We start from the raw sequence: 10,452 nt of genomic DNA on the forward strand, positions 1-10,452 counted from the left end.
TCACATCCATCTCAATTATTTAATATCAATATGCTCAAAGCCTTTGATAAGGTCATCAAGTGCTTTCATCTGCTTCAAGAACGGCTCTAGTTTGTCTAGAGGTAGCGCAGATGGGCCATCACAACGAGCTTGGTCTGGGTTTGGGTGAGCTTCAATGAACAGACCCGCAATACCCGTAGCAAGACCCGCTTTAGCAAGTTCAACCGTTTGCTCACGACGACCGCCAGATGCAGCACCTGATGGGTCACGCATTTGTAGAGAGTGCGTCACGTCGAAGATGATTGGGCTACCGTTTGAAGACTTCTTCATTACGCCAAAGCCAAGCATATCCACAACAAGGTTATCGTAACCCATGCAAGCGCCACGCTCACAAAGGATGATGTTGTCATTACCGCACTCAGCGAACTTATCAACGATGTTGCCAACTTGATTCGGGCTCATGAACTGAGGCTTCTTCACGTTGATTACTGCGCCAGTCTTAGCCATTGCTTCAACAAGATCAGTTTGACGAGCTAGGAATGCAGGTAGTTGGATTACATCAACCACATCCGCAACAGGCTGAGCTTGAGCTTCTGTGTGGATATCAGTAATGATCTTCACGCCGAAAGTATCTTTCAGCTCTTGGAAGATTTTGAGACCTTCTTCCATTCCTGGACCACGGTATGAATGAACTGAGCTGCGGTTCGCTTTATCAAAAGACGCCTTAAATACGTAAGGGATGCCCAGCTTCTCGGTTACTTTTACATAGTGCTCACAGATCTGCATAGCAAGATCGCGAGATTCAAGAACGTTCATGCCTGCAAATAGCGTAAATGGCTTGTCGTTAGCAATTGGCATATCGCCAATATGAACTGTTTTCTGTTCCATCATATTCTCTCTAAATAATTATTAATTAGTGAACGACCACTGTCTTTTCGTTCATGACGTTCACTTGAGATTTCAGTAACTCAGATGCCGGGTCATCTGGGCATTGGTCGATAAAGTATTGATAATCGGTTGCGGCTACTTGGTGACAGTCTAGCTGCTGATAGATAAAACCGCGGTCACGGATTTCATATGGGTCATCAGGTACAAACGTCAAAGCAAGGTCAGTACACTTCAATGCAAGTGTATAACGCTCTTCTCGCAGCAGTGCACTCTTGAGCAGGGCTAACCACTTACCAATAATCGTTGGGTGGTCGGCGACTTCTAGGTGCTCAGGTTTCACCTTAGCTAATGGGCCATCATGGCCAATTAACCATGCTCGCAGCGTTTGTTCGCCAACATACTCACCGTTATAAGGGTTAATATAGGCTGCAGCTTGCCCGTACCAACTTACTTTAAGTAAGAATTGAGTCGGGAAAGAGACGCCCTCTACAGGAAAGCCTAGCTTGCGACCTAGAAAAAGAAAGATCGCCCCCAGACTCACTGGAATGCCTTTCTTTCTCTCAAGCACTTTATCGATGAACGCGTTTTCCGAAGAGAAATACGCATCTTTATCGCCAGCAAAACCCCATTCATAAAAGAATAGTCGAATAAAAGATTCAAACTTCTGCTGTTCATCGGTTTCATTAACCAAAGCAAACTCGGCGTCTTTTAACAATCTCGCCAGCTCTTGCTCTGCCCAACTGTCTTGAGTTTCTGGGTTAATCGCTTTATTTAAGATCAATGCACCTTCAGCTAATTCTAGCTGGTCAAAGTCTTCATCAAAAAATTCGTACATAGATAGTTAACCGAAATAAGGAGATAATTAACCGAAAAATGTTGGTGTCTTGGTCATTGCGATTTTGCCTGCCATCGCTAACCAGCCAAGCGCACCAAAGAAAGAGAATACTCTCAGTAGCTTGTTTTTACCTAGCTTAAGCGCAAAGAAACCTAATGCGATGTAAGCCATAACACAAGTTAGTTTTTCGGTTAACCATGGTGCTGCTGGTGTAAATGGAATAAAGCCAGTGATGAAAATCAAACCAATACCCGATAGCAATAGCAACGAGTCATTGATATGAGGGAAACGCTGCAAGAAAGGATGCTTAAGCTTAGGTGAGTTAGCCATCATAAGAGCGAAACGAATCGAGAGAAGTAGCGCACTTATAGCAATCGTTAATAGGTGAAAATGTTTTAGACCTTCGTACATGGTATTCCTTTATATTTTTATATGTGCTTTCGTTAACACGAGCCTCACAATACCCGTTAATGCTCTGTAGTTCTGCATAAAATCTCTGTATTTCTGCGTTAAAGGCATTATCGGGTTAAATGTATTGTCGAGTTAAAGGTATCAATTTAGCAAGTTCATCATCCATTGCTCACAAGACGATTAACAATCACTAACTATGAACAGTAACGACCCAATGTCACTCGGTCATTACCACCGTAATCTTTCTCTGTGACAACATCGAGATAACCGAGCGCCTGCATAATCTCACGAACTGCTAAACCTTGGTCATAGCCGTGTTCAAATGCTAACCAACCTTCATTTTCCAAAAAGCCACGTGCGTTTTCAGAAATGTATCGAATATCTGCAAGCCCTTTCTCTTCAGCAACCAGTGCTGTGATCGGCTCAAAACGCACATCGCCTTGAGACAAATGAGGATCATTCTTCTCAATGTATGGCGGGTTAGAAACAATCAGAGAGAATTTCACAACGCCTTCAGAGCTCAAAGGCTCAAACCAACTACCATGCAAAAAAGTCGCATTGGTGATGTTGAGACGCTGTGCATTCTCTGTCGCAAGCTGCTGCGCTTCAGGGCGAAGATCAATACCCGTCACCTGTCGATTCGGCATCTCAGACGCCAATGCTAACGCGATAGCACCTGTACCTGTCCCTAAATCGAGAATCGCGCCTTGCTTGCCAAAGGTTTTATCCAACGCTACTTCAACCAAACGCTCGGTATCTGGGCGTGGGATTAATGTAGAAGGGGAAACTTTTAACGGCAGTGACCAAAACTCACGCTCACCGATAATGTAAGCCACAGGCTCACCGGTTAAGCGACGTTTTAGAAGGGCATTGAATTCAGACTCTTGCTCAGAGGTGAGATGCTTCTCAGGCCAAGTCAGTAGGTAAGATCTTGGTTTATCTAAGGCGTGACAAAGCAGTACCGCGGCATCAATAGAGGGTGATGTGTTATCACCCTCTTGAAGCTTTACGATTGCTGCTTTTAAAGCACTTTCAACCGTATATGCTGACTGCATACTGGTTAGTTGTTCTCTGCAAGTGCAGCAAGCTGATCGGCTTGGTGCTCTTGAAGTACAGGATCAAGCAAGCTTTGCATGTCACCTTCAAGTACTTCGTTAAGACGGTAAATTGTAAGGTTGATACGGTGATCCGAAACACGGCCTTGTGGGTAGTTGTACGTACGAATACGGTCACTACGGTCACCCGAACCTAGTAGGTTACGACGTGTATCAGAAACCGCTGCCGCGCGGCGCTCTTCTTCTGCTTGAACAATACGAGCAGCAAGAACAGCCATCGCTTTCGCTTTGTTTTTATGCTGAGAACGCTCGTCCTGACACTCTACTACTGTACCCGTTGGTAAGTGAGTAATACGGATTGCTGAATCCGTGGTGTTAACGTGCTGACCACCCGCGCCTGATGCACGGAAAGTATCAATTTTAAGGTCGCCCGCTTTGATTTCTGGAAGATCCGCTTCTGGGATCTCAGGCATAACCGCAACCGTACATGCTGACGTGTGAACACGGCCTTGAGATTCGGTTTCAGGTACACGTTGTACACGGTGACCGCCTGACTCAAACTTCATGGTGCCGTAAACAGCGTCGCCACTAACCTTAGCGATCATCTCTTTGTAGCCGCCTTGCTCAGAAGCATTGCTGCTCATGATTTCAACACGCCAACCTTTCTTCTCAGCAAACTTAGAGTACATACGGAACAGGTTGCCCGCGAAGATACCTGCTTCATCACCACCCGCACCTGCGCGGATTTCTAGGAAACAGTTACGCTCATCGTTTGGATCTTTTGGAATAAGAAGAATCTGTAGCTCATCAGTCAGACGCTCAATTGCTGCTTTCGCATCTTTGATTTCATCTTGAGCCATTTCACGCATTTCTGCGTCGTCTTCGTTTGCCATCTCTTCAGCAGCTTCTAGATCTTCTTTCGCTTGCTGGTATGACTGGAAGCAAGCTGTCACTTCTTCAAGTTGAGAGTATTCTTTCGAAAGTGCACGGAATTTGTCTTGATTCCCGATTACATCTGGATCACCAAGTAGATGTTGAACTTCTTCATAGCGTTCAACAAGTGTTTCAAGCTTTACTAGAATCGAGGCTTTCATAATGTCTTATCTTGTTGGAGGTCTAATATTATTGAGGGTTTTCTAAGCCCAAACTCTGTCTAATGACCATTAATTTTGCAGGTTCTCCTTGCTCAGCTGCACTTTGAAGTGCGCGCGTTGGAGCATGGATCAATTTGTTTGTGAGCTTATTGCTGAGCTCGAGTAAAACTTTTTCAGGGTCACCGCCAGCGGCAAGCGATTGTAAACTTTTACTTAATAATTCTTCGCGGATTTCGTTAGCCGATTTACGGTAATCTCGAATACTGTCTACCGCTTGTAAAGAGCGCATCCAACTCATGAACGCGGCACTTTCTTCACTGACGATCGCTTCAGCTTGAATCGCTTCAACTTTACGTTGTTCGATATTGCCATCAACAATCGACTGCAAATCATCAACCGAATAAAGGTAGGCATCATTTAGATCACCAACCTGCGATTCCACATCACGTGGAACGGCAATATCAACCAATAACATCGGCTGATGCTTTCTTGTTTTTAGAGCAGTCTCAACCATACCCTTACCGATAATAGGCAATGGACTTGCGGTTGAGCTAATTACGATGTCCGCTCGATGAAGATGATCAGGGATCTCATTCAAGCTGATCACTTCAGCACCAAATTCTTCTGCTAGCCCTAGAGCACGTTCTCGAGTTCGGTTCGCCACAATCATTTTTGTACAGCCATTCGCCGAAAGGTGCTTAGCCACCAGCTCAATGGTTTCACCCGCACCAACCAGTAACACGGTTGAATCTGCGATGGATTCAAAAATATGCTTGGCTAAGGTACAGGCTGCGTAAGCTACAGAAACCGCGCTTCCGCCGATTTCAGTTTCAGTTCGAACACGCTTCGCAACAGAAAATGATTTCTGGAATAGTTTTTCCATTGAAGCATCAACAGATTTGTTCTCTCGCGAGTCCGTATAAGCTTGCTTCACCTGACCTAAGATCTGCGGCTCACCCAATACCAAGGAGTCCAAACCACAAGCTACGCGCATTAAATGTTTAATCGCAGCCTGCTCTTCATGGATATAAATGCTGGGTTTTAGCTCTTCAGGGCTAACTTGATGGAAAACTGACAACCAATCGATGAGCTTGTTTTTTGCCACGCCTTTGACGTCACAATACACTTCAGTTCGATTACAGGTAGAAAGTATGACACTTCCATTTACGTGTGCATTTGCGTTAAGTTGCTTGAGTGCCTCAGATAATTTATCTGGACCAAAAGCGACTTTTTCTCGCAATTCAACCGACGCTGTATTGTGATTGATACCTACGGCAAGCAAAGACATGTATCAGAAGTTCTCGATCAGGGAATGGAAACAAGGGGCGAATTTTACTTGATGCATGGCTCTATTTAAAGAGCAAGCGGGATTTGTTTTCCTGACTTCGTGAATTCAATGCTATAGTTGAGACGTTTTTTAGATAAATTTGAACAAGTTGTGAGCAAATATGAGCAAGCTTCGTAAAATCACGTCTCTTATTTTTATAACCATAATTATGGTGGGTTGCTCGTCTATCCCAGAACAACCGACCAGCGTCGAGTGGCAAAGTCACCAAGATCGGCTTTTACAGATAGAAAACTATCAAGCCTCAGGCAAGCTCGCTTACATTTCTCCAGAGCAACGCCAAAGCCTAAATTTCATTTGGAAACATTCCCCAAATCAGAGTCAATTGAGGCTCACTACTTTCCTTGGTCAAACCGCCTTGAACCTCACAATTGACAGTTCGGGTGCCAAGGTAGTCACTTATGATGATCAGGTGTTCACTCACGCAAGTGCATCCGTATTGGTAGAGCAACTTACTGGATTACAGATTCCCATTGACCATTTACCACAATGGTTCCTTGGCATTCCAGATCAAGCCGATAGCTACCAATTGAACACCACCAACACGCTTGAATCTCTCACCAAACAAGTCAGCAACCAATTATGGACACTGAGTTTTGCTAACTATCGCAATACAGAGATGCCGAATAAGCAACTATCGGGTGAAGACAACACTAAGGTAGAGATAATCCCACTCCCTACTCGATTGTCATTCAAGCAAGACAATAACAAAATCAACATTGTAGTTTCGAAGTGGACACTGAAAAGATGATAACAACGCCAACCCATTGGCCTTCTCCGGCTAAACTGAATTTATTTCTCTATATCACTGGTCGACGTGACAATGGCTATCACGAACTTCAAACTTTATTTCAGTTTGTCGATTTTGGTGATGAACTGACGGTTACCGCAAACTCAGAAACTAGCTCGATAACAATCACACCAGAAATCCCTGGGGTAGCACTTGAAGACAACCTGATCTGGAAAGCCGCTACTGCGCTACAGCAATATACCTCAACCTGTTTCGGTGCCGATATTGAACTCAAGAAAGTACTGCCTATGGGTGGCGGTATTGGCGGAGGCTCTTCAAATGCAGCAACCGTGTTGGTCGCTCTGAATTATTTATGGCAACTCAACCTGTCAGACGATCAACTCGCCGAGATCGGTTTGAAGCTTGGTGCTGACGTTCCTGTCTTCGTTCGAGGCCACGCCGCCTTTGCTGAAGGGGTTGGAGAACAATTGTCACCAGCTAATCCGGATGAAAAATGGTATCTAGTCGCCAAACCTCAAGTGAGCATAGCAACTGCAGACATATTCAAACATTCAGAATTAACTCGAAATACGCCAAAGCGAGCGCTAGCAACGCTTCTAGAGCAAGAATACGTAAACGATTGCGAAAAAATTGTGCGAATGCTGTACCCAGAGGTTGATAAGCAACTTTCATGGCTGCTACAATACGCGCCGTCGAGATTGACTGGTACAGGTTCGTGCGTTTTTGCTGAATTTAACAGCAAAAAAGAAGCCGAATTGGTGCGAGAACAACTGCCTGACACAGTTTCCGCTTTCGTAGCGAAAGGAAGAAACATTTCTCCTTTAAAAGAAACTCTGGCTGAATACCAATCAGCCCACCCACAATCTATTTAAAACTGGACGCAACCCGAGGTTTCCACCGTGCCTGATATGAAGCTATTTGCTGGTAACGCAACACCTGAACTAGCCCAACGTATTGCTGATCGTCTATACATCTCTCTTGGCGATGCTACTGTAGACCGTTTTTCTGATGGCGAAGTCGCTGTTCAAATCAATGAAAACGTTCGTGGTAGCGATGTATTCCTGATTCAATCAACTTGTGCACCAACCAATGACAACCTTATGGAATTGGTGGTAATGATTGACGCAATGCGCCGTGCTTCTGCTGGCCGTATTACTGCTGTAATCCCTTACTTCGGTTATGCTCGTCAAGATCGTCGTGTACGTTCTGCTCGTGTGCCAATTACTGCAAAAGTTGTTGCAGACTTCCTTTCTAACGTTGGCGTTGACCGCGTTCTTACTATCGACCTACACGCAGAGCAAATCCAAGGCTTCTTCGATGTACCTGTTGATAACATCTTCGGCACTCCAGTTCTTCTAGAAGACATGGCTAACCGTGGCCTAGAAAACCCAGTAGTGGTTTCTCCAGACCTTGGTGGTGTTGTACGTGCTCGTGCAACGGCTAAAGCGCTAGGTGATGTTGACATCGCTATCGTTGATAAGCGTCGTCCACGTGCTAACGTTTCTGAAGTAATGAACCTAATCGGTGATGTTGAAGGTCGTGACTGTGTTATCGTTGATGACATGATCGATACGGGTGGCACACTATGTAAAGCAGCTGAAGCGCTTAAAGAGCGCGGTGCTAAGCGTGTATTCGCTTACGCAACTCACGCTGTTTTCTCTGGTACTGCTGCGAACAACATCAAGAACTCTGTTCTAGACCAAGTTATCGTAACGGATTCTATCTCTCTATCTCCAGAGATGGCTGCGACGGGTAAAGTGACAACACTTAGCCTTTCTCGCATGCTTGCTGAAGCGATTCGTCGTATCAGCAACGAAGAATCAATCTCAGCGATGTTCAACTAATCAAAGCCCAATAGCTTTTTTTACAAAAGCTTGGTTTTAGAAACACGCGAGAGAAAGATATTAAGCACTTCAGTCAATGAAGTGCTTTTTTTATGTCTGAGTAATATTGCACTGCTAGTTATCACAAACAGGAATAATCGCGCAGCTATCAGCTAGCTCGCACCTTTTTCATAAACTGTGATATCATACGGCGCTTTTTGAAATCCCAAGAGAGATCCATACCTTGAGCCAACAAATAAAACTTCTCGTTGGACTGGCTAATCCAGGTCCAGAATACGCCAAAACTCGCCACAACGCGGGCGCTTGGGTAGTTGAAGAATTAGCGCGTGTACATAACGTGACACTAAAGAACGAACCAAAGTTCTTTGGCCTAACGGGTCGTATCATGGTTCACGGTGAAGATCTTCGTTTGCTGATCCCAACGACTTTTATGAACTTGTCAGGCAAAGCAGTTGCAGCCTTAGCAAAGTTCTACCAAATTAAACCAGAAGAGATCATGGTCGCTCACGATGAGTTAGATCTGCCTCCTGGTATTGGAAAGTTTAAAAAAGGTGGTGGTCATGGCGGACATAATGGTCTGAAAGACATCATCAGCAAGCAGGGTAACAATAAAGAATTCTATCGTCTTAGATTAGGCATCGGCCATCCAGGACACAAAGATAAAGTTGCAGGTTATGTATTAGGCAAAGCTCCTCAAAAAGAGCAAGAGTGTATCGAGGCCGTCGTTGACGAATCGGTTCGCAGCCTAGACATCTTATTAAAAGATGGCCTACCAAAAGCACAAAATCGCTTACATACGTTCAAAGCAGAATAAGGTTTATATCATGGGTTTTAAATGTGGCATCGTTGGTCTACCAAACGTTGGTAAGTCAACTCTGTTTAACGCACTGACTAAAGCAGGCATCGAAGCAGCAAACTTTCCATTTTGTACGATCGAACCAAACACAGGTATCGTTCCGGTTCCAGATCTACGCTTAGATGCATTAGCAAAAATTGTTAATCCACAGAAGATCCTTCCAACGACAATGGAATTCGTAGATATCGCGGGCCTAGTTGCTGGCGCATCTAAAGGTGAAGGTCTTGGTAACAAATTCCTAGCTAACATCCGTGAAACTGACGCTATCGGTCACGTTGTACGCTGCTTTGAAAATGAAAACATTGTTCACGTTGCTGGCAAAGTATCTCCAATTGAAGATATCGAAGTGATCAACCTAGAACTTGCACTGGCTGACTTAGACAGCTGTGAGCGTGCAATTCAACGTAACGCAAAGAAAGCGAAAGGCGGCGACAAAGACGCTAAATTCGAAATCACTGTACTAGAAAAGCTACTTCCAGTTCTAACTGAAGGTGGTATGGCACGTACTGTTGAACTTGGCAAAGAAGAAGCGGCAGCAATCGGCTACCTAAACTTCCTAACGCTTAAGCCAACAATGTACATCGCAAACGTTGCAGAAGATGGTTTTGAAAATAACCCATACCTAGACGCTGTTCGTGAATACGCAGAAAACGAAAACAACGTTGTTGTTGCTGTTTGTGCAGCAATCGAATCAGAGCTTTCTGAGCTTGATGACGAAGATCGCGAAGAGTTCCTTGCGGATATGGGTATCGAAGAACCAGGTCTTAACCGAGTGATCCGCTCTGGTTACGAACTACTGACTCTTCAGACTTACTTCACAGCTGGTGTTAAAGAAGTTCGTGCTTGGACAATCCCTGTAGGTGCAACTGCGCCACAAGCAGCGGGTAAGATCCACACAGACTTCGAGAAAGGTTTCATCCGTGCTGAAGTTGTTGGATTCGATCACTTCATCGAATTTAACGGTGAGAGCGGTGCGAAAGACGCAGGTAAATGGCGCCTTGAAGGTAAAGAATACATCGTTAAAGATGGTGACGTTGTTCACTTCCGCTTCAATGTATAATTCTGATTAAACATCTAGAAAAAAGGCCAGTGAATTCACTGGCCTTTTTGTTTTTCCCCTTTCTAAATTGTCTCTCACCAGAAACTTAACTTCCTATATATATCGCCTTTTAGACCTGTTTTTTGTCGACAAATACGCCTCTTTGCCTAAAAAGAAACCGAACAGATGTTTATTCGCGATTTATTCAAAAAAAAAGTTGACGGGTTTCACTCAACTCCGCATAATGCGCCCCGTTCACAGCGAAGCGGCAACGTTTCGAAATGAGCAACAATATGGAAATGGCTACTTAGCTCAGTTGGTTAGAGCACATCACTCATAATGATGGGGTCGCAGG

General features: G+C 44.5%; 11 protein-coding genes. 5 read left to right on the forward strand and 6 right to left on the reverse strand.

The genetic code is table 11. From position 1 onward, the window contains the following. Positions 1-15 precede the first annotated feature (15 nt). The 6 genes from kdsA to hemA all read right to left on the reverse strand — a co-directional run bounded on the left by kdsA (position 16) and on the right by hemA (position 5,550). Positions 16-870: a 3-deoxy-8-phosphooctulonate synthase gene (gene kdsA / locus AB6D58_RS21130; protein WP_017069619.1), complete on the reverse strand. Its 855-nt coding sequence runs from the start codon at positions 868-870 to the stop codon at positions 16-18. Between the two features lie 22 nt (positions 871-892). After that, positions 893-1,702 (reverse strand): SirB1 family protein, encoded by an 810-nt coding sequence (locus AB6D58_RS21135; protein WP_017064164.1) that lies wholly within the window; start codon positions 1,700-1,702, stop codon positions 893-895. Between the two features lie 27 nt (positions 1,703-1,729). Then, positions 1,730-2,113 carry a SirB2 family protein gene (locus tag AB6D58_RS21140; RefSeq protein ID WP_009848726.1) on the reverse strand — a complete coding sequence of 128 codons (384 nt, stop codon included), beginning with the start codon at positions 2,111-2,113 and terminating at the stop codon, positions 1,730-1,732. Between the two features lie 194 nt (positions 2,114-2,307). Continuing rightward, entirely contained in the window at positions 2,308-3,168 is an 861-nt protein-coding gene (gene prmC, locus AB6D58_RS21145) for a peptide chain release factor N(5)-glutamine methyltransferase (protein ID WP_017062314.1), read from the reverse strand. Positions 3,169-3,173: 5 nt separating this feature from the next. Next, the gene (prfA, locus tag AB6D58_RS21150; protein ID WP_017062313.1) at positions 3,174-4,262 is read right to left on the reverse strand and encodes a peptide chain release factor 1; all 1,089 of its coding nucleotides are present in this window, start codon (positions 4,260-4,262) and stop codon (positions 3,174-3,176) included. Between the two features lie 28 nt (positions 4,263-4,290). Then, positions 4,291-5,550 carry a glutamyl-tRNA reductase gene (hemA, locus tag AB6D58_RS21155; protein ID WP_076678155.1) on the reverse strand — a complete coding sequence of 420 codons (1,260 nt, stop codon included), beginning with the start codon at positions 5,548-5,550 and terminating at the stop codon, positions 4,291-4,293. A gap of 160 nt (positions 5,551-5,710) precedes the next feature. Between hemA and lolB the strand changes: the two genes are divergently transcribed. From lolB to ychF, 5 genes are all read left to right on the forward strand, one after another. Then, positions 5,711-6,358: a lipoprotein insertase outer membrane protein LolB gene (lolB, locus tag AB6D58_RS21160; RefSeq protein ID WP_136974807.1), complete on the forward strand. Its 648-nt coding sequence runs from the start codon at positions 5,711-5,713 to the stop codon at positions 6,356-6,358. After that, positions 6,355-7,230, forward strand: coding sequence for a 4-(cytidine 5'-diphospho)-2-C-methyl-D-erythritol kinase (ispE, locus tag AB6D58_RS21165; RefSeq protein WP_170962373.1), 876 nt, complete (start codon positions 6,355-6,357; stop codon positions 7,228-7,230). The genes lolB and ispE overlap by 4 nt, the downstream gene beginning before the upstream one ends. Positions 7,231-7,257: 27 nt before the next feature. After that, positions 7,258-8,202, forward strand: a complete 945-nt coding sequence (locus AB6D58_RS21170) for a ribose-phosphate pyrophosphokinase (RefSeq protein WP_004739814.1) — start codon at positions 7,258-7,260, stop codon at positions 8,200-8,202. Positions 8,203-8,425: 223 nt separating this feature from the next. Further along, positions 8,426-9,016 (forward strand): aminoacyl-tRNA hydrolase, encoded by a 591-nt coding sequence (pth, locus tag AB6D58_RS21175; protein WP_004739815.1) that lies wholly within the window; start codon positions 8,426-8,428, stop codon positions 9,014-9,016. Positions 9,017-9,026: 10 nt separating this feature from the next. Next, a complete protein-coding gene (gene ychF, locus AB6D58_RS21180; RefSeq protein ID WP_010439159.1) occupies positions 9,027-10,118 on the forward strand; it encodes a redox-regulated ATPase YchF in 1,092 nt (363 codons plus the stop codon). The last annotated feature ends 334 nt before the right edge of the window (positions 10,119-10,452 follow it).

It is taken from the genome of Vibrio sp. 10N.239.312.D08 (assembly GCF_041466145.1).
Taxonomy (GTDB): domain Bacteria; phylum Pseudomonadota; class Gammaproteobacteria; order Enterobacterales; family Vibrionaceae; genus Vibrio; species Vibrio crassostreae_C.

Coding starts and splice junctions, on each gene's coding strand:
- kdsA (WP_017069619.1), bottom strand. CDS start 870: ATGATGGAACAGAAAACAGTTCATATTGGCGATATGCCAATTGCTAAC.
- AB6D58_RS21135 (WP_017064164.1), bottom strand. CDS start 1,702: ATGTACGAATTTTTTGATGAAGACTTTGACCAGCTAGAATTAGCTGAA.
- AB6D58_RS21140 (WP_009848726.1), bottom strand. CDS start 2,113: ATGTACGAAGGTCTAAAACATTTTCACCTATTAACGATTGCTATAAGT.
- prmC (WP_017062314.1), bottom strand. CDS start 3,168: ATGCAGTCAGCATATACGGTTGAAAGTGCTTTAAAAGCAGCAATCGTA.
- prfA (WP_017062313.1), bottom strand. CDS start 4,262: ATGAAAGCCTCGATTCTAGTAAAGCTTGAAACACTTGTTGAACGCTAT.
- hemA (WP_076678155.1), bottom strand. CDS start 5,550: ATGTCTTTGCTTGCCGTAGGTATCAATCACAATACAGCGTCGGTTGAA.
- lolB (WP_136974807.1), top strand. CDS start 5,711: ATGAGCAAGCTTCGTAAAATCACGTCTCTTATTTTTATAACCATAATT.
- ispE (WP_170962373.1), top strand. CDS start 6,355: ATGATAACAACGCCAACCCATTGGCCTTCTCCGGCTAAACTGAATTTA.
- ychF (WP_010439159.1), top strand. CDS start 9,027: ATGGGTTTTAAATGTGGCATCGTTGGTCTACCAAACGTTGGTAAGTCA.